We start from the raw sequence: 19,402 nt of genomic DNA on the forward strand, positions 1-19,402 counted from the left end.
CGGAACTCTAATGTAGTCGCACTCACTCTTATATTCAGGCCTGACTTTCTCTATGGAATCGAATCCTCACGCGCCGTTGAGCAGTTTTATCGATCTCATGCTGGATGCTGTTTTTGCAGTAGATGCCCACGCTAACATTGTTTATGCAAGCGCGTCATGTGAACGTATTTTTGGCTATACGCCGCAAGAACTCATCGGCAAAAACATGTTCGATATGATGCTACCGGAAGATCGAGAATTAACACGAAATTCAGTAGTAGAAATCATGGCTGGCCGCCCGCAGTTCCATTTTGAAAACCGCTATGTGCATAAAAATGGCCAGACCGTCAATATTATGTGGTCGGCACGCTGGTCCCCGGCTAATCAATTACGCATTGGCGTTGCGCGGGATATTACCGAACGCAAACGCTCTGAATCATTACAATCCGCACTGTACGCTATTTCTGAAGCGGCACACACGGCTGAAGATTTACTCAAGCTATTTCAGCGTATCCATGAGATCGTCGGTACGCTGCTTCCCGTCGATAATTTTTCGGTCACGCTTTACGACCCGCAAACGGGCCAACTGACCTTCCCGTATCACGTGGATGCGTTTCAGGAAATACCCGCGCCGTTTACGCTTATTCCCGGGACATTTTACGCGGAGGTGATTCAAACGGGTCAACCGCTACTGCTGACGCCCGAGAGAATGGCGGGCCGCCATGAAGAACTGCGCATTTCGTTTGGCCTGAATCCATCCTGCTGGCTTGGGGTTCCGCTTAAGTCACAGAAAGGCACCATCGGTGTTCTGGTCGTCAAAAGCTACCCGGACGGCGTACGCTATAACGAACAGGATCAGGAGCTATTGCAGTTTGTGTCGACGCAGATTGCGACGGTTATTGAGCGTCAGCAGATGCAGGCCCGGTTACAGCATATGGCACAGTACGATCAGCTGACCGACCTGCCAAACCGTAGCCTTTTGTTCGATCGCCTTAGGGCTGCGCTTGCTACCGCGCGCCGTGAAGGGGGGCATTTGTCGCTGCTGTATATCGATCTCGATAAATTTAAGCAGGTTAACGACACCCTGGGCCACGGGATAGGGGATATACTCCTGCAAGCCGCCGCGGACCGCCTGACGCGCTGCGTCGTGAAATCCGATACCGTTGCGCGTATCGGCGGCGATGAGTTTGTGATTTTGATTGAGAACAGCGCGTTGCCGGACGACGCTTTCGCGGTGGCAGAAAAAATTGTTGAGGCTTTCGCTTCTCCTTTTGTGCTGGGAGAGCACCGTTTGGCGATTGTCCCGAGTATTGGCATTGCGCACTATCCTGAACAGGGTGCCAACGAACGTCAGCTGCTCGATTATGCCGATAAAGCGATGTATCTGGCGAAAAAAGCAAAGCGTCCTGATGGAAAATGATTTTTACTTTATTAATAAATCAATGGGTTGTGTTAAGTGGGGCGCAGCGAAGATATCTGACCTCCGCGCGTTTGCTGCAAAATAGGCCCGATGAAATGCGCCGGTCGTTTTCGCCCTGGCGGCGTTTGGGTGTCTCGTCGCGATGCGCTTTGTCTGACTGCCAGCGGGTTATCGGGCTTGTTTGTCGGGCTGCCTGCTGGCATTATTCTGCACGGCGATTAACAGTCTGTTAATCGTAATCAATTGATTTGAATGACTCGGGGTGCCCTTCCTTGCGAAGGCTGAGAAATACCCGTACCACCTGATCTGGATAATGCCAGCGTAGGGAAGTCAGAGGCCGACCGGCCATTGCTTCTTCGCGTTATGGCAGGAGCAAACCATGCACGTTGACCTGCTTAATTCCGCGCAATCTGCGCACACCGCTTCTCTTCTTCACCAGCATGCCCCCCTTGTTCACTGTATGACGAATGACGTCGTGCAAACCTTCACGGCGAATGTCCTCCTGGCCGTGGGGGCATCTCCCGCGATGGTTATTGATGCCGGAGAGGCCGCGCAGTTTGCCGCGCTTGCCGGCGCGCTGTTGGTTAACGTGGGCACCTTAACCCACTCGCGTGCGCTGGCGATGCGCGCAGCGGTTGACAGTGCCAATCGTGCAGAAACGCCGTGGACGCTGGATCCGGTGGCGGTGGGGGCGCTGATGTTACGCAGCGATTTCTGCCGCGAACTGCTGCGCCTGACGCCGTCGGCCATTCGTGGGAACGCCTCCGAAATCCGGGCGCTGGCCGGCGAGAGCCTGGGTGGGCGCGGGGTCGATACCACCGATACCGCTGCCGCCGCGCTGCCTGCGGCGCAGAAGCTGGCGCGAGAAAGCGGGGCGATTGTGGCGGTGACCGGCGAGGTGGATTACATCACCGACGGCGAGCGCACGCTGGCGGCGAACGGCGGGGCGGCGCTGATGACGCGTATCGTCGGCACCGGCTGCGCACTGTCGGCGGTTGTTGCGGCCAGCTGCGCGCTGCCGGGCGATCGCCTGCTCAACGTGGCGGGCGCCTGCCTGCTGATGAAACACGCCGGGCAACGCGCGGCAGAGGGCCGCGGTCCGGGGAGTTTTACCCCGGCTTTCCTTGACGCGCTGTACGCGATGCACGGGGAGGTGGCGGCATGAAACGTATCAACGCATTGACGATTGCGGGCACGGACCCAAGTGGCGGCGCGGGCGTTCAGGCCGATCTGAAAACCTTCTCGGCGCTGGGGGCCTACGGCTGCTCGGTGATGACCGCGCTGGTGGCGCAAAATACCCGCGGCGTGCAGTCGGTCTACCGGATAGAACCTGACTTTGTCGCCGCGCAGCTGGATTCCGTATTCAGCGATGTGCGTATCGACACCACCAAAATCGGCATGCTGGCCGAGACCGACATCGTTGAAGCGGTGGCCGAGCGTTTACAGCGCTATCGTATCCAGAACGTGGTGCTGGACACGGTGATGCTGGCGAAAAGCGGCGATCCGCTGCTGTCGGCGTCGGCGGTCGCGACTCTGCGCCAGCGCCTGCTGCCGCAGGTTGCGCTGATTACGCCAAACCTGCCGGAGGCGGCGGCGCTGCTCGGCGCGCCGCACGCGCGCAATGAACTGGAGATGCTGGAACAGGGGCGCGCGCTGCGGGCGTTGGGCTGTGAAGCAGTGCTGATGAAAGGCGGCCACCTGGACGATGCCGAAAGCCCGGACTGGCTGTTCACCGCTGACGGCGAAATGCGCTTTACCGCGCCGCGCGTGAACACCAAAAATACCCACGGCACCGGCTGTACGCTATCGGCGGCGCTGGCAGCGTTAAGACCGCGTTACGCCAGCTGGCAGGAGACGGTGCCGGTGGCGAAGGGCTGGCTGTCGAAAGCGCTGGCGCAGGCCGATACGCTGGAGGTCGGCGAGGGGATTGGTCCGGTTCACCACTTCCACGAATGGTGGTAGCTGTCCCGTCCGCGTGCCAGCCGCGCGCGTGCTAAAACCGACAAAAGTTGGACATTCTACGCCCCCGGTACCAGGCTTATCCTGCTCAAAAAAGTTGAGCAGGACATCCAGCCGACATGATGTCGGCGCTTACGGGAGCATAGCTATGACTGATATTGCGCAGTTGCTTGGCAAAGATGCCGACAGCCTTTTACAGCATCGTTGTATGACCATTCCAGCCGACCAGCTCTATCTGCCCGGCCACGACTACGTTGATCGGGTGATGATAGACAATAACCGCCCGCCAGCCGTATTGCGAAACATGCAGACGCTCTACAACACCGGCCGTTTAGCCGGAACGGGCTATCTGTCGATTCTGCCGGTAGATCAGGGCGTCGAACACTCGGCCGGGGCCTCATTTGCCGCCAACCCGCTCTATTTTGACCCGAAAAATATCGTTGAGCTGGCGATTGAAGCCGGCTGTAACTGCGTGGCCTCCACCTACGGCGTGCTGGCGTCGGTGTCTCGCCGCTACGCGCACCGTATTCCGTTCCTGGTCAAACTTAACCACAACGAAACCCTGAGCTACCCGAACACCTTCGATCAAACGCTGTACGCCAGCGTTGAGCAGGCGTTCAATATGGGGGCGGTGGCCGTTGGGGCAACCATCTATTTTGGCTCGGAAGAGTCGCGCCGCCAGATTGAAGAGATTTCTGCCGCCTTTGAGCGTGCGCACGAGCTGGGACTGGTGACGGTGCTGTGGGCCTATCTGCGTAATCCGGCGTTTAAGAAAGATGGCGTCGACTATCACGTCTCTGCCGACCTGACCGGTCAGGCCAACCATCTGGCGGCCACGATTGGCGCGGATATCGTGAAGCAGAAGATGGCCGAGAATAACGGCGGCTATAAAGCGGTGAACTTCGGTTATACCGACGATCGCGTGTACAGCAAGCTGACCAGCGAGAACCCGATTGACCTGGTGCGCTACCAACTGGCGAACTGCTATATGGGGCGCGCGGGGCTGATTAACTCTGGCGGCGCTGCTGGTGGCGAAACCGATCTGTCTGACGCGGTGCGTACGGCGGTGATCAATAAACGCGCAGGCGGCATGGGCTTAATCCTGGGCCGTAAAGCGTTTAAAAAGTCGATGGCCGACGGCGTACAGCTGATTAACGCCGTGCAGGATGTTTACCTCGATAGCAAAATTACCTTCGCGTAATATTTGTCCTCCGTTCCCGTCCGGGAACGGAGGACGATCCCCTTCACACTTCTCTCTCCTTTTGTGAAAAACGTCACGCCTCATTGTGCGCATGCCCAAAAAACAGCCCGGTGTTAGCGGAATTTGTCCGTGGAAGGGCTGATATTTTGTGCTTAGATTAGTCATGAAACGCCTTTTCAATTCCCTGGAACCGATTTATCGGATAAGTGTTGGACACAGGATTGTGGTGCAAAAAGCGCCATTTCGAATGTTGTACTAAGGACACATAATGAAAATTGAATCTGTAAATGTCACCGTTTTCCAGCATCCTACCCGCCGCGTCTCCGACAGCGCCGGGCACTCCCATCCGGGGCCGGAAAGCATGGCAAAAATGGCGATGCTGACCATTACCGCCGATGATGGCAGCCAAGGCTACTCGTTCGCGCCGCCGGAAATTGTGCGCCCGTTTGTGGTGAATACCTTCTTCCGTAAAGTGCTGGTTGGGCAGGATCCGTTTAACCGCGAACGTATCTGGCAGGACCTGGTGCACTGGCAGCGCGGCAGCGCCCATCAGTTGACCGAACGCGCGCTGTCGTTTGTTGAACAGGCGCTGTGGGACCTGATTGGGCGCAAGCTCAACGTGCCGGTGTATAAACTGCTCGGCGGCTATCGCGATAAGGTGCCGGCCTACGGCAGCACCATGTGCGGCGATGACTTAGATGGCGGTCTCTCTACCCCGGAAGAGTATGCGGCATTTGCTGAAACCCTGGTCGCTCGCGGCTATAAGGCCATTAAGCTGCACACCTGGATGCCGCCGGTCTCCTTTGCGCCGAACCCGAAAATGGATATCAAAGCCTGTGCGGCAGTGCGTGAAGCGGTCGGCCCGGATATTGACCTGATGATCGACGGTTATCACTGGTACAGCCGTACCGAGGCGCTATGGATCGGTAAAGAGCTGGAGAAACTCAACTTCGCGTGGTTTGAAGAGCCGATGGAAGAAGACAGCATGTCGTCCTATGCGTGGCTGGCGGAAAACCTGTCGATTCCGATTATCGGCCCGGAAAGCTTCGGCGGTAAACATCACAGCCGCGCCGACTGGGTGAAAGCGGGCGCGTGCGACATTCTGCGTGCGGGCGCCAATGGCGTGGGTGGCATCACGCCAACCATGAAGGTGGCGGCGCTGGCAGAGTCGTTTGGCATGGACTGCGAAGTCCACGGCAACGGCGCGGCAAGCCTGGCGGCGGTGGGGGCGATTCGGAACTGCCGCTGGTACGAACGCGGCCTGCTGCACCCGTTCCTCGACTACGACCAGCCAGCCGCTTACCTGAACAGCATCATCGACCCGATGGATGCCGATGGATTTGTGCATTTGTCACAACGCCCCGGACTGGGCGAAGACATCAATTTTGACTATATCGAAGCCAATACCGTCAGCCACGACTGAATAAAACAATAAATGCCCGATGGCGCTGCGCTTATCGGGCCTACGGCCCGGTAGGCCGGATAAGGCGTAAACGCCGCCATCCGGCAACATGTACCCTACAGTACAGGCAAATAGAGATATGAAAAAATCCTCCTTACTGGGAGCGTGTTTGCTCGCGCTCTCCATGACGATGGGGAGCGGGGCGGCGTTGGCTAAAACGCCGCCGGACCAGCTCATCATTGGCATGAACATGAATAACCTGCTGACCCTCGACCCGGCCGCGATGACCGGTAACGAGGTGGTCGGTATTGTGGTGAATCTCTATGACTCGCTGGTGGAACTGGATCCTCAGCAGTTGACCAACGTTAAACCGGCACTCGCCAAATCCTGGGATATCAGTCCGGACGGCAAAACGCTGACTTTTCATCTGCATAACAACGTCAAGTTCCACTCCGGAAACCCGCTGACCGCCGCCGACGTGGTATGGTCGATGCGGCGTATTTTGCACCTCAACCTCGCGCAGGCATCGGTGTGGAAATCCTACGGCTTTAGCAAAAAGAACGTCGACAAGCAGGTGACCGCGCCGGACGACTATACGGTGCAGATTGTCCTGCCGAAGGATAACGATCCGCAACTGGTGATTTACTCGCTGGGCGCGCTCGGCAACCTGGGCGTGCTCGACAGTAAAACCGTACAGAGTCACGAACAGGATAACGACTGGGGCAACAAATGGCTGACCACGCACGAAGCCGGATCGGGGCCGTTTACGCTGGAAACCTGGCAGGCGAAAGACGTGCTGCGCATGAAGCGTAACCCGGACTACTGGCGCGGCGAGCCGAAGATGAGCCGCGTGGTGCTGCGCCACTTCCAGGAGTCGCAGACCCTGCGTCTGATGATTGAAAAAGGCGATCTCGACATCGCTAACAATATGGCGGTGTCGGATATCAACGCTCTGCGTAAAGACCCACAGCTCACCGTCGATGCGGTACAACGCGGCACCATGTATTACGTGTCGATGAGCATGAAAGAGGCGCACTTCGCCAATCCCAAAGTACGTGAAGCCGTGCGCTACCTGATTGATTATCAGGGTATTAACAAAGCGCTGATGCCGGGCTACGGCGTATTGCACCAGCGGCCGATTAAAGCCGGGATGCCGTCAACGCTGCCGGATCCTGGCTACACCTTCGATCTGGCAAAAGCCAAAAAGCTGCTGGCGGAGGCAGGATACCCGGACGGTTTTGACACCACCCTGCGGGTGCTGGCCGATCAGCCGTTCCTCAACATTGCCATTGCCGTGCAGTCGACGCTGATGCAGGCGGGCATTAAGGCCAAAATCATCACCGGCACCGGTAACCAGATTTACGGTGCGATGCGTGAACGCAAGTTCGACATGCTGGTGGGGCGCGGCGGCAGCGGCATGGAGCCGCACCCGCACTCCAGCCTGCGCGCGCTGGTGTACAACCCGGACAACAGCGATGCGGCGAAGCTCACCAACTTCCAGGGCTGGCGCACCGGTTTCTACGACAAACCGCTCAACGAGATGATCGACGGCGCGCTGCTGGAGCGTGACCCACAAAAACAGATTGCCGATTATCAGGCGATTCAAACCCGTTTTGATTCGCTGATCCCGGCGATGATCCCGGTGTCGCAGATGGTGGATTCGGTGGTGGTGCGCAACGAAGTGAGAGACTACCAGCCGCACCCGTCGGCCACCACGTTCCTGCGAGATGTCTACAAAGTTAGCGAAGGAGATAAAGGATGAGTACGGCTATTCTTGCGCCCGGCTCCCGGACCCGGCGCTTCTCAAAACGGTTGATGCAGGTGGCGGTGACGCTGTTTGGCCTGCTGCTGCTGACGTTCTTTATTGGCCGCGTGATGCCGATTGATCCGGTGCTGGCGATTGTCGGCCCGGACGCTGACCAAAGTACTTACCAGCAGGTCTATCACCAGCTGGGATTCGACCAGTCGCTCATGACCCAGTTTGGCATTTACTTTGTCAACCTGCTGCACGGCGATCTGGGCAATGCGCTGCTGACCGGTAAACCGGTTATCGACGATATTATTCGCGTCTTCCCCGCGACCATGGAGCTGGCAACGATGGCGATTATCGTCGGCGCGGGTCTTGGTATTCCGCTGGGCGTACTGGCGGCGGCGCGTCGCAACAGCCTTTCCGACTACGTGGTGCGTATTATCAGCCTCGCCGGCTACTCTACCCCCATCTTCTGGGTGGGGATGATGGGGCTGCTGGTGTTCTACGCCTGGCTGGGTTGGGTCGGCGGCGCCGGGCGCGTGGATCTGGGGCTGGACGGCATTGTGCCGCGTCGTACCGGACTCATGACCGTCGATGCGCTGCTGGCGGGTAACAGCGAGGTGTTCTGGAACGCGATTAACCACCTGGTTCTGCCTGCCGCGCTGCTCGGCTTCCATTCGCTGGCCTACATCAGCCGTATGACCCGCAGCTTTATGCTGGCGCAGCTGTCGCAGGAGTTCATCATCACCGCACGAGTGAAGGGTTTAACCGAGCGGCAGGTGATCTGGAATCATGCGTTTCGCAACATTCTCGTGCAGCTGCTGACGGTGGTGGCGCTGGCCTACGGCTCGCTGCTGGAAGGGGCGGTATTGATTGAAACCGTCTTCTCCTGGCCCGGATTTGGCTCCTATCTCACCGGCAGCCTGCTGCTGGGTGATATGAACGCGGTGATGGGCTGCGTACTGCTGGTAGGGGTGATCTTCGTGATGCTCAACCTGCTCTCCGACATGCTGTATCAATTCTTCGATCCGAGGACAAAATCATGACGGTTTCTCTGGATACTTCTCTTTCAGGCGCGTCCGGTGAAGGCCGCCAGCGGCTGCTGCGTGCGCTGGCGCGGGCCGGCGGGTTTATCGGCAAGATGGCGCGCAATCCGCTGACGGCGATTGGTGGCGGGATTATTTTCCTGCTGCTGGTGGTGGCGATTTTCGCGCCGCTGATCGCCCCCTATAACCCGCTGGTGCAGGACTTAAACAATGCGCTCACCGCGCCAAACGCCCAGCACTGGTTTGGTACCGATGAGTTTGGCCGCGATATTTTCAGCCGCCTGGTCTACGGCTCGCGCATCACGCTGTACATCGTGCTGCTGGTGTCGGTCACCGTCGGCCCGCTGGGGCTGCTGCTCGGCGTCTGCGCGGGCTACTTCGGCGGTAAGGTCGATATGGTGCTGATGCGCGTCACCGACATTTTCATCTCTTTCCCAAGCCTGGTGCTGGCGCTGGCGTTTGTCGCCGCCTTAGGCCCAGGGCTGGAGCACGTGGTGATTGCCATTACGCTCACCGCCTGGCCGCCGATTGCGCGACTGGCGCGTGCCGAAACGCTGTCGCTGCGTCAGGCGGATTTTATCTCCGCCGTGCGTTTACAGGGCGCGTCTCCGGCGCGGGTGCTGTGGCGTCACATTGTGCCGCTGTGCCTGCCATCGGTGATTATCCGTATCACCATGAACATGGCGGGGATCATCCTGACCGCCGCCGGTCTCGGCTTCCTTGGCCTGGGCGCGCAGCCGCCGGAGCCTGAATGGGGGGCGATGATCTCCAGCGGCCGCACCTACATGATGGAGTGCTGGTGGGTGGTGACGATTCCGGGGCTGGCGATTCTGATCAACAGTCTTGCGTTCAACTTCTTAGGAGATGGCCTACGTGACATCCTCGATCCTCGCAGCGAATAACGCTGCACCGCTGCTCGACGTGCGCGATTTAAACGTCAAATTCGTTAACGGCAGCGCGGTTACCCATGCGGTACGCGGCGTCTCCTTCCAGTTGGGACGAGAGAAGCTGGCGATTGTCGGCGAATCCGGCTCCGGCAAATCCACCGTCGGGCGCGCGCTGCTGCACCTGCACCCGAAAAAGGCGCGCATTGACGCTAGCCAGATGCAGTTTGGCGATATTGACCTGCTCAACGCCAGCGAAGCGCAGATGCGCACCATCCGCGGTAAGCGTATTTCGATGATTATGCAGGACCCGAAATATTCGCTGAACCCGGTAGTGCGGGTAGGCGACCAGATAGCGGAAGCCTGGCTGACGCACCATCCGGGGCATAAAACGGAGGCGAAGGCCAAAGCGCTGGAGATGTTGGACGTGGTGCGCATTCGCGATCCCGAGCGCGTTTACGGGCTCTATCCGCACGAGATTTCTGGCGGTCAGGGGCAGCGCATTATGATTGCCATGATGCTGATTACCGACCCTGAGCTGGTGATCGCCGATGAACCGACCTCCGCGCTGGACGTCTCGGTGCGTTTGCAGGTGCTGGGCCTGCTGGATGATCTGGTTAAATCGCGCGGGCTGGGGCTGATTTTTATCAGCCACGATATCAACCTGGTACGCAGCTTTTGCGACCGCGTGCTGGTGATGTACGCCGGACGGGTGGTGGAGTCCATCGCCGCCTGCGATCTCGACCGCGCGCAGCACCCATACACGCAGGGCCTGATCAGCGCGCTGCCGGATATGCACAGTCGTCGCCCGGTCTTACCGGTTTTGCAGCGTCAGGCCTGCTGGCTGACGGACTAAGGAGCGCATCATGATTGAAGTGAAGAATCTGAACCTGGCGTTTGGCGAAGGCGAGAAGCGCAACCAGGTGCTGTACGACGTCAATTTTCACGTCAGGCCCGGTGAGATTTACGGGCTGGTGGGGGAGTCAGGCTCCGGGAAAACCACGGTGCTGAAGTGCCTGGCCGGGCTGTTTAACCACTGGCAGGGTGAACTGACCATTCATGGTCAGCCGTTGGAACACGCCATCAGCCGCCAACGCTGCCGTAAGGTCCAGATGGTGTTTCAGGACCCGTACGGTTCGCTGCATCCGCGTCATACCATCGGCGATATTCTCGAAGAGCCGCTACAGATTCACGGCATCGGCGAGCGCGATCGGCGGATTAACACGTTGCTGGATAGAGTCGGGCTGAACCGGGCGTTTCGCGACCGCTATCCGCACCAGCTCTCGGGCGGCCAGCGACAGCGCGTGGCGATTGCCCGCGCGCTGATCCTTGAGCCGCAGGTGCTGCTGTTGGATGAACCCACGTCGGCGCTGGATGTGTCGGTGCAGGCGGAAATCCTCAATCTGCTGGCGGAGCTGCAAAAAGAGTCGAATCTGACCTACCTGATGGTTACTCACGATCTGGGCGTGATCGCCCATTTGTGCCAGAAGGTTGCGGTGATGCAGTACGGCAAAATTCTCGAAACGCTGACCGTTGACGCGTTGGTGAACGGCGAGGCGAAAACGCCATACACGCAGATGCTGGTGAACGCCAGCCGCCAGTACACGCGCGAAATGGCGCGCGAAGTCGCGGCGTATTAACCGGATGTTGTAGGCCCGATAAGCGTAGCGCCATCGGGCAGCCCGATGCAGGTGCCGGATGGCGGCGTGGACGCCTTATCCGGTCTACCCGATCAATTTGCCTCTGGGAAATCAATAATATGCATAATAATTCTTTCCGTATTGCTCTACCGCTCGTGCTTTGTGCCTGTACCGCTTCCGCAGTAGCAGCGGAAACCGTCGACCTGCGCATGTCGTGGTGGGGCGGTAACAGCCGCCATCAGGTGACCTTAAAAGCGCTGGAAGCTTTTCATCAGCAGCATCCGGATATTAACGTGAAAGCGGAATACACCGGCTGGGACGGCCACACCTCGCGCCTGACCACGCAGCTGGCGGGCGGCACCGAGCCGGACGTCATGCAGACCAACTGGAACTGGCTGACGCTGTTCTCGAAAGACGGTAACGGCTTTTACGATCTCAACAAGGTAAAAGCGGAAATTGGTCTCGACCAGTTCACCGCCAAAGACCTTCAGCCGGTGACGGTGAAGGGCAAACTGAACGGGATTCCCGTCGCCATGACCGCTCGTATTTTCTATTACAACGACCAGACCTGGAAAAAAGCCGGTTTAGGCTATCCGCAAAACTGGGATGAGCTGATGCACGCCGGGAAAACCTTTGCGAGCAAGCTGGGCAAACAGTACTACCCGGTTGCCCCGGAGAGCCTCGGCGTGCTGGCGCTGCTCAATTCGTATATGGTGCAGAAGTACAACATCCCGGCCATCGATGAACAGAGCAAAAAGTTTACCTACAGCGACGCGCAGTGGGTGGAGTTTTTCCAGCTGTATAAAACGCTTATCGATAATCATGTTATTCCGGACATGAAGTATTACGCCTCATTTGGCAAGGGCAACATGTACGAGATGAAGCCGTGGATCGAGGGCGAATGGGGCGGGGTGTATATGTGGAACACCGCCGTGACCAAATATTCTGATAACCTGAAACCGCCCGCGAAACTGGAGCTGGGGAGCTATCCCATGCTGCCTGGGGCCACCGACGCGGGGCTGTTTATGAAACCGTCGATGATGCTGTCGATTGGCAAAACCACACAACACCCGCAGGCGGCGGCGAAGCTGATTAACTTCCTGCTCAACAGCAAAGAGGGCGTGACGCTGCTGGGGCTGGAGCGCGGCGTGCCGCTGAGCAAAAGCGGCGCGGAGACCCTGACCGCATCTGGCGTGATCAACGACAAAGACCCTTCGGTTGCTGGCATCAAGCTCGCGCTGTCGCTACCGGCGAAGGTCGGCGTGTCGCCGTATCTGGAAGATCCGCAGCTGGTGCAGGAATTTGATAGCGCGCTGCAATCTATTGACTACGGCAAGAAATCCGTCGCCGAAGCGGCGGCGGATTTCAAGCGTCAGTCTGAGCGAATCTTAAAACGCGCAATGCGTTAACGCAGCAGCGGGCAGTCCGGCGGCAGGCGGCAGCGCAGCGCCGCCGGCAAAATTTCCATCCGGAAGGCGGTCCCGCTCAGCGGCTCGCCGTCGAGGTTAAAGGTCATTTCATGCGGTGCGGTGACTTCGAACCACGGCGAGACGCTGTCCACCAGATTCTCTTTGCCATCGCTGCTGGCCAGCGTGTTAAACAGCGCCGGCAGCAACTCTTCACCGGTAAAAATACGCAGATGCAGCAGCCCATCGTCGATTAATGCCTCCGGGCACAGCTGCTGGCCGCCTCCCGCCTGGCGTCCGTTACCGATGCCAATAACCAGCGCATCACCTTGCCAGCTAAAGTTCTCGCCGCGAATTTCACAGCGGTCCGGTTTCAGGGTATCCATGCGCATCAGTCCGTGAATCAGATACGATACGCCGCCCAGCGCTGCCTTCAGTTTCTCCGGGGTTTCCGTGGTGATACGCGTACCGAAGCCGCCGGTCGCCATATTGATAAAGCAGGTTTTATGGTTGACCTGGGCAATATCCACCGGGACGTCGCGCCCGGCAATTGCCAGCTTGAGGGCGTTGGCTAAATCATCAGGAATATTCACGCTGGTGGCAAAATCATTGGCGGTGCCAAGCGGTAATATCCCCAGCGCGGGAACCGCGTTGCTCTCGCAGTGGATCAACGCCGTTGCGACTTCATTGATGGTGCCATCGCCGCCGCCGGCAATCACCGTAGCCACCTCAAGCGCCACCGCTTCGTCGACATAGCGTACGGCGTCGCCTTTCTCCCAGGTGACGCGCACGTGAATCACAATGCCCTCGTCGCGCAGCAGAGTCACCGCTTTGCGCAGCTCGGGGTTATCGGCACTTTTACCGTTAAGTATCAGTAAACTTGCTGGAAAATCTGACATCCTTGGTACCTCTTTAGGGGGTATGCAAAGAGTGTAACAAAGGAAACGGCAGTGTGCTTTAGGAGGGAAGGGCAAAAAATAAGCCCGTGTAAGGGAGATTACACAGGCTAAGGAGGTGGTTCCTAGGTACAGCTAGCATTTATGGGTTATGTTTTTCAGCGAGAGAATAGTATCGATAATCGATAATTCCGTCTGTGATCCATTTCTAAGAATCCTTGCTATTGAAAAACAATATAAATGTACTAGCTGCTATGCGGATTACGAGTGGATTGTCCTGAGAAATTACGCATCAGCAGGCCATACTCCAGCGCCATATCTTCCGGCACGGGTAACCATACGGTGTGACCATCGCCCGGCGCGACCGGCATCGTCTCACCTTTGGCGTTTTCCATATGCTCAAGCGTGAAGTTGACGTTGCCCTGTGGGGTCATCAGCTCCAGACTGTCACCGATCAGGAATTTGTTTTTCACCGCCACGGCGGCCAGGTTGCCTTTACGCTCGCCGGTAAATTCGCCGACGAACTGCTGACGCTCGGAAACGGAGTAGCCGTACTCATAGTTCTGATAGTCGTCATGGGTGTGGCGACGCAGGAACCCTTCGGTGTAACCACGGTGGGCAAGGCCTTCCAGCGTTTCCAGCAGGCTGGTGTCGAACGGTTTGCCAGCGGCCGCGTCGTCGATGGCCTTGCGGTACACCTGGGCGGTGCGCGCGCAGTAGTAGAAGGATTTGGTGCGGCCTTCGATTTTCAGCGAATGGACGCCCATCTGGGTCAAACGCTCAACGTGGGCGATGGCGCGCAGATCTTTGGAGTTCATGATGTAGGTGCCGTGTTCGTCTTCGAAAGCGGTCATGTACTCGCCGGGACGTTTAGCTTCCTCAATCATAAAGACCTGATCGGTTGGCGCGCCGAGGCCGAGGGTCGGTTCGACGTTTTGCACCGGAATCGGTTCGTATTTGTGGACGATGTTGCCCACGTCGTCTTCTTTGCCTTCCTGCACGTTGTATTCCCAGCGGCAGGCGTTGGTGCAGGTACCCTGGTTAGGATCGCGTTTGTTGATGTAACCAGACAGCAGGCAGCGGCCGGAATAGGCCATGCACAGCGCGCCGTGAACGAAGATTTCAATCTCCATGTCCGGAACCTGGCTGCGAATTTCTTCAATTTCTTCCAGCGACAGTTCGCGCGAGAGGATCACGCGGGTTAATCCCATTTGTTTCCAGAACTTCACCGTGGCCCAGTTGACGGCGTTCGCCTGTACCGACAGGTGAATGTCCATCTCCGGGAAGTGTTCTCGCACCAGCATGATAAGCCCCGGATCGGACATAATCAGCGCATCCGGCCCCATATCCACTACCGGCTTCAGGTCACGAATAAAGGTTTTCAGCTTGGCGTTGTGCGGCGCGATGTTCACCACGACGTAGAATTTTTTACCCAGCGCGTGGGCTTCGTTGATGCCGAGCTGTAAATTTTCGTGATTGAATTCGTTGTTACGTACGCGCAGCGAGTAGCGCGGTTGACCCGCGTAGACTGCATCGGCGCCGTAAGCGAAAGCGTAACGCATATTTTTCAGCGTTCCCGCCGGGGAAAGGAGTTCCGGTTTAAACATGATTTTCTCGTTCTGATGACAGGTCAGATTCGCCGCACCTGATGCGACGAGTTGGGGAGTGTCCCCACTTTAAGGGCGGGCATTGTAGCGCTGTGGCGGGGCGAGGTAAAGCGCCGGGTGGCCGTCGCAGACCGCCCGGCGGTGGTGGAGCCGTCAGGTATTATCTTTCACGGTTTCGCTGGCACCGTTGGTTTTTACCGACGCGATGCCCTTATCGCGCGACTGCTCGGTGGCATACAGCTGGCTGGTGCCAATGACCTGGTGGTTGCCCGCCTTGAGGTTGAAGTGAAATTTACCGTTAGTGGCCGTTTTCTTCTCGTAATGCGCGTCCAGCGGGCTATTCACGCGCACGGAGGCGATGCCTTTTTCCGCCGCGGCTCGGGTGGTATAGAGCTCGCTGGTCAGGATAATCTCCCCGTTTCCCGCTTTCAGAACAAATCGGAACTGATCGTTGCTGCTTTTGCTTAATTCAAACCAACCAGCCATGGTGACTCCTTGATTAGATTGCATTCGTTAAACGTATCGACTGACAGTATGAGTATGGGAGATATTGGCGAAGATGCGAGCGGGGAAAAACGAGAGCGGCGCAGACGTGCCGCTCTTAGCGGTTAGGCCATACGGCAGGCGTCGGCTTCCCAGCGGTAGCCTACGCCATAGACAGCGCGAATAAACGACTGTTCGGCGTCCAGCGACTCCAGCTTGCGCCTGAGGTTTTTGATATGGCTGTCGATGGTTCGGTCGGTCACGACGCGGTAGTCATCGTACAGGTGATTGAGCAGCTGTTCGCGCGAGAACACTTTGCCCGGCTCCTGCGACAGCGTTTTCAGCAGACGGAATTCGGCGGGAGTAAGATCCAGCAGTCGCTCGCGCCATGAGGCCTGGAAGCGTGTTTCGTCCACCACCAGCGGGCTCTGTTCGTCCAGCGCCTGCAGCTCCTGACGCGGCCGGCAGCGGCGCAGAATGGTCTTCACGCGTGCCACCACTTCGCGCGGGCTGTACGGTTTGCAGATGTAATCGTCGGCGCCGATTTCTAAACCCAGCAGGCGGTCGATCTCTTCAATTTTGGCGGTCACCATGACAATCGGGACCTCGGAGAAGCGACGGATCTCGCGGCACAGCGTCAGGCCGTCGGTGCCTGGCAGCATTAAATCCAGCAGGATCAGGTCCGGCGGCGTCTGGCGCACGTACGGCAGCACTTTATCACCGTGGTTAATCAGCGTTGGCGCATAATTGGCTGCCAGTAAATAGTCGATGAGCAACTGCCCCAGCTTGGGTTCATCTTCAACGATCAGAATGCGTGGGGCGTTTTCATCAATCGGTAACTCGGTCATATTTCTCTCGGTATTACGCGTTCCAGCGGTAATTCTACTTTAATGCTAACCCCGCCAAAAGGCGAATGTCCGACGTGGAGCTGGCCGCCGTGGGCGGCAACAATATTCGCGCAGATAGCCAGCCCCAGGCCGGATCCGCCGCTGGCGCGGTTGCGCGAGCCTTCGGTGCGGTAAAAGCGTTCACAAAGTCGGCTTAGCTGTTCATCGCTGACGCCGGGGCTGCTGTCGGCAAATTCCAGCACGATGCTTTGCGCCAGCAGCTCGCTGCGAATCTGTACCTGCCCACCGCTGTCGGTGTAGCGCAGACTGTTTTCCAGCAGGTTATTAAACAGCTGCATCAGGCGATCCGGATCGCCAAAGACGGTGGCGTTTTCTGCAAGTGCCAGATTGAGCGTGAGCCCACGACTGGCCAGACGCTCGCGGAAGGCGTCAGCGGCAATTTCAACCAGCGCAATGATATCGACAGGCGCTTTCTGGTAGGCCAGCGCACCTTCGTCGGACATCGAAAGCTGGTGGAGATCGTCCACCAGCTTGGTCAGCGTCGCGACTTCAGCCTGTAGCGAGGTGACCGATTCCGGGGTGAATTTGCGCACGCCGTCCTGAATTGCCTCCAGTTCGCCGCGCAGTACCGCCAGCGGCGTGCGCAGCTCGTGGGATATGTCGGCCATCAGGTCCCGACGCATCTGCTGGTTTTTTTCCAGCGTGCTGGCGAGGCGGTTAAAATCCTGCGCCAGCTTGCCCAGTTCATCACCGCTGCTGACCGGAACGCGGGTAGAAAAATCGCCCGCAGCCAGCTTGTGGGTGCCTTCAACCAGCCGCCGCACCGGCGCGAGCAGACCGCGCGCCAGCGGAAAGGTGGCCAGCGCCGCGAGCAGCGTGGCCAGGCCGACGATAAGCCAGCTGGTACGCCGCTGCTGGCGATCGAAGTTAATATCCGTGTTGCGGGTCAGGCGTTCTACCGGCGAAGCGATCACCGCACCGACTTCAGCGCCGTTGACAATAATACCGCGCCGGGTGCCGTCAATCGGCACCGCTTCACGCGGGCCGACCAGTACGCGGGCTTTTTGATCGACAACCCAAAACTGTGTTCGCCAGCCGTGGGGCGGCATACCCCCGCGATCCGGGCCGCCGCGATCGGGCGCACGGTCAGGCCCGCCGTCGGGGCCGGGAGGGCCTGGCGGCATACGATCTTCACCGTTATCGTGCTCGAAGGAGCGCAGGATCTGGAACACGAAGCGGTCGTTATTGCGTAAAAAACGCCAGTTTCCGTGCAGCGCGTACTGTTCCGCCAGCGCGTCGCTCAGCAGCTGCAGCCGCTGCTCGTTGCCGCGCTTAATGTAGTCAATAAAGCCGCGCTCGAAGCTAACACGCACGGCCCAGTGCATGCTGATAAGCAGCACGATACAGGTGGTTAAAATGACGAGAAACAGTTTGCCGGAGATACCCGGGCGCCATAATTTCACGGTCTACTCCTTCAGTTTGCGTCGGGCAATAACCACGTTTTTGCTGGTGTCGTCCGGCACGCGCGCAAAGACGAGAGCGGGAAGCGCAATAATGATGGCCATACAAAGATAGGTGTACATAAAGACGTGATGCGTCGCCGCGCTGCCGATGGCGATGTGCTGCTGGCCAAACATTCCCAGCAGGAGCCCGGCGAGGGTTACGCCGATACTCATCGACAGTTGCATTATCATCGACAGCAGGCTGTTGCCGCTGCTGGCATGGTCGTCCGGCAGGTCTTTCAGCGTCAGGGTGTTCATTGACGAGAAACGGCTGGAGTTCACCATTCCCTGAATAAACAGCACGACCGGTAGGGCGTAGTACCAGCCTGCCAGAGCGGTAAACATAAACAGCAGGCTGATTAGCGACAGCCCGAGGGTGGCAACAACCAGCACGTGGCGATAGCCGAAGCGGTTAACCACCTGCACGACGATACGTTTCATCCCCATGCTGCCTAGCACCATTGGGATCATCATCAAGCCGGCGTGGAACGGGGTGAAACCGAGGCCAATTTGCAGAAATACCGGCGTCATAAACGGCAGCATGCCGCTGCCGATACGGCCGACGAAGCTGCCCGCCAGCCCTAAAGAGAAGGTGGGGGTATGAAACAGCTTGAGGCTAAACAGCGCGCTGTCGTTGCCCCGTGCGTGCCACAGATAGATCAGGATGGATGCCAGACCAACGCCGACCAGCGCGGCCATCATCCACGGTGAAATGCCCAACCCCTTTTGGCCGTCGAGCGCGAGGGTTAAGGTGGCCATGCCCAGCGCCAGCACGATAAAACCGGACAGATCGAAGCGCCGCGTCTGCACGGTGTAGTTGGGCATCAGCATCAGGGTTGCGATACAGCCGACGATGCCGACCGGGATGTTGATCAGGAAAATCCAGTGCCATGAGGCATACTCGACCAGTATCCCGCCCAGCGCTGGCCCCAGCAGCGGGCCAATCTGCCCGGGAAGGGTGACGAAGGTCATCGCCGCCATGTACTGCTCGCGCGGGACGATTTTCATCACCGTCAGCCTGCCGACGGGGACCATCATTGCCCCGCCGATCCCCTGCAGCACGCGAGCCATCACCAGCTCGTTGAGCGTCCCGGCGAGCGAGCAGAACAGTGACCCCAGGGTAAAGAGGATGATGGCGGTGAAGAAAATATTGCGCACGCCAACCCGGTCAGCCAACCAGCCGCTGGCTGGCAGCATAACGGCGACGGTCAGCACGTAGGCAACCACCACCATGTGCATGTGCAGCGGGCTCTCCCCCAGGCTCAGGGCCATTGAGGGGAGGGCGGTGTTCACGATGGTGGTGTCCAGCGATTGCATAAAAAAGCCAAACGCCACGATCCACAGTTGCCAGCGTACGTTAGCCGGGAGCTCAGTCATGG

17 protein-coding genes and 1 riboswitch are annotated in these 19,402 nt (G+C 58.3%); of the genes, 11 read left to right on the plus strand and 6 right to left on the minus strand.

Features of this window, described 5'->3' with window-relative positions; translation table 11 throughout:
• The first annotated feature begins 52 nt into the window (after nucleotides 1-52).
• From H7R76_RS08505 to H7R76_RS08555, 11 genes are all read left to right on the plus strand, one after another.
• Nucleotides 53-1,399, plus strand: a complete 1,347-nt coding sequence (locus H7R76_RS08505; protein ID WP_182967510.1) for a sensor domain-containing protein — start codon at nucleotides 53-55, stop codon at nucleotides 1,397-1,399.
• A gap of 248 nt (nucleotides 1,400-1,647) precedes the next feature.
• Nucleotides 1,648-1,744: riboswitch (TPP riboswitch) on the plus strand.
• Nucleotides 1,745-1,778: 34 nt separating this feature from the next.
• Nucleotides 1,779-2,564, plus strand: a complete 786-nt coding sequence (gene thiM / locus H7R76_RS08510) for a hydroxyethylthiazole kinase (protein ID WP_182967512.1) — start codon at nucleotides 1,779-1,781, stop codon at nucleotides 2,562-2,564.
• Entirely contained in the window at nucleotides 2,561-3,361 is an 801-nt protein-coding gene (gene thiD / locus H7R76_RS08515; RefSeq protein WP_182967514.1) for a bifunctional hydroxymethylpyrimidine kinase/phosphomethylpyrimidine kinase, read from the plus strand. Before thiM ends, thiD begins: the two co-directional genes overlap by 4 nt.
• A gap of 145 nt (nucleotides 3,362-3,506) precedes the next feature.
• Nucleotides 3,507-4,559 (plus strand): class I fructose-bisphosphate aldolase, encoded by a 1,053-nt coding sequence (fbaB, locus tag H7R76_RS08520; protein ID WP_106929469.1) that lies wholly within the window; start codon nucleotides 3,507-3,509, stop codon nucleotides 4,557-4,559.
• 268 nt (nucleotides 4,560-4,827) lie between these two features.
• Nucleotides 4,828-5,982 carry a mandelate racemase family protein gene (locus H7R76_RS08525; RefSeq protein ID WP_182967516.1) on the plus strand — a complete coding sequence of 385 codons (1,155 nt, stop codon included), beginning with the start codon at nucleotides 4,828-4,830 and terminating at the stop codon, nucleotides 5,980-5,982.
• Between the two features lie 118 nt (nucleotides 5,983-6,100).
• Nucleotides 6,101-7,723 carry an ABC transporter substrate-binding protein gene (locus H7R76_RS08530; RefSeq protein ID WP_182967518.1) on the plus strand — a complete coding sequence of 541 codons (1,623 nt, stop codon included), beginning with the start codon at nucleotides 6,101-6,103 and terminating at the stop codon, nucleotides 7,721-7,723.
• Entirely contained in the window at nucleotides 7,720-8,757 is a 1,038-nt protein-coding gene (locus tag H7R76_RS08535) for an ABC transporter permease (RefSeq protein ID WP_106929475.1), read from the plus strand. The genes H7R76_RS08530 and H7R76_RS08535 overlap by 4 nt, the downstream gene beginning before the upstream one ends.
• Nucleotides 8,754-9,659 carry an ABC transporter permease gene (locus H7R76_RS08540; protein ID WP_106929477.1) on the plus strand — a complete coding sequence of 302 codons (906 nt, stop codon included), beginning with the start codon at nucleotides 8,754-8,756 and terminating at the stop codon, nucleotides 9,657-9,659. The genes H7R76_RS08535 and H7R76_RS08540 overlap by 4 nt, the downstream gene beginning before the upstream one ends.
• On the plus strand, nucleotides 9,631-10,497 hold the full coding sequence (locus tag H7R76_RS08545; RefSeq protein WP_106929479.1) for an ABC transporter ATP-binding protein: 867 nt from the start codon (nucleotides 9,631-9,633) through the stop codon (nucleotides 10,495-10,497). The genes H7R76_RS08540 and H7R76_RS08545 overlap by 29 nt, the downstream gene beginning before the upstream one ends.
• Before the next feature lie 10 nt (nucleotides 10,498-10,507).
• Nucleotides 10,508-11,281 (plus strand): ABC transporter ATP-binding protein, encoded by a 774-nt coding sequence (locus H7R76_RS08550; RefSeq protein ID WP_106929481.1) that lies wholly within the window; start codon nucleotides 10,508-10,510, stop codon nucleotides 11,279-11,281.
• Nucleotides 11,282-11,400: 119 nt separating this feature from the next.
• Nucleotides 11,401-12,690: an ABC transporter substrate-binding protein gene (locus tag H7R76_RS08555; RefSeq protein ID WP_223878959.1), complete on the plus strand. Its 1,290-nt coding sequence runs from the start codon at nucleotides 11,401-11,403 to the stop codon at nucleotides 12,688-12,690.
• On the opposite strand, the gene yegS is transcribed toward H7R76_RS08555, so the two are convergent.
• From yegS to H7R76_RS08585, 6 genes are all read right to left on the minus strand, one after another.
• On the minus strand, nucleotides 12,687-13,586 hold the full coding sequence (gene yegS / locus H7R76_RS08560; RefSeq protein ID WP_106929483.1) for a lipid kinase YegS: 900 nt from the start codon (nucleotides 13,584-13,586) through the stop codon (nucleotides 12,687-12,689). The genes H7R76_RS08555 and yegS overlap by 4 nt on opposite strands.
• 242 nt (nucleotides 13,587-13,828) lie before the next feature.
• Nucleotides 13,829-15,190 carry a prephenate-dependent tRNA uridine(34) hydroxylase TrhP gene (gene trhP, locus H7R76_RS08565; protein WP_106929485.1) on the minus strand — a complete coding sequence of 454 codons (1,362 nt, stop codon included), beginning with the start codon at nucleotides 15,188-15,190 and terminating at the stop codon, nucleotides 13,829-13,831.
• 153 nt (nucleotides 15,191-15,343) lie between these two features.
• Nucleotides 15,344-15,676 carry a YegP family protein gene (locus H7R76_RS08570; protein ID WP_106929487.1) on the minus strand — a complete coding sequence of 111 codons (333 nt, stop codon included), beginning with the start codon at nucleotides 15,674-15,676 and terminating at the stop codon, nucleotides 15,344-15,346.
• 122 nt (nucleotides 15,677-15,798) lie between these two features.
• Nucleotides 15,799-16,521 (minus strand): envelope stress response regulator BaeR, encoded by a 723-nt coding sequence (gene baeR / locus H7R76_RS08575; RefSeq protein ID WP_106929489.1) that lies wholly within the window; start codon nucleotides 16,519-16,521, stop codon nucleotides 15,799-15,801.
• Nucleotides 16,518-17,984 (minus strand): envelope stress sensor histidine kinase BaeS, encoded by a 1,467-nt coding sequence (gene baeS, locus H7R76_RS08580; protein ID WP_106929491.1) that lies wholly within the window; start codon nucleotides 17,982-17,984, stop codon nucleotides 16,518-16,520. Before baeS ends, baeR begins: the two co-directional genes overlap by 4 nt.
• A 3-nt stretch (nucleotides 17,985-17,987) precedes the next feature.
• A complete protein-coding gene (locus H7R76_RS08585; RefSeq protein ID WP_182930335.1) occupies nucleotides 17,988-19,400 on the minus strand; it encodes an MFS transporter in 1,413 nt (470 codons plus the stop codon).
• Between the last annotated feature and the right edge of the window lie 2 nt (nucleotides 19,401-19,402).

Origin of the sequence: Klebsiella sp. WP8-S18-ESBL-06, from assembly GCF_014169755.1 — a bacterium.
Classification (GTDB): domain Bacteria; phylum Pseudomonadota; class Gammaproteobacteria; order Enterobacterales; family Enterobacteriaceae; genus Kluyvera; species Kluyvera ascorbata_B.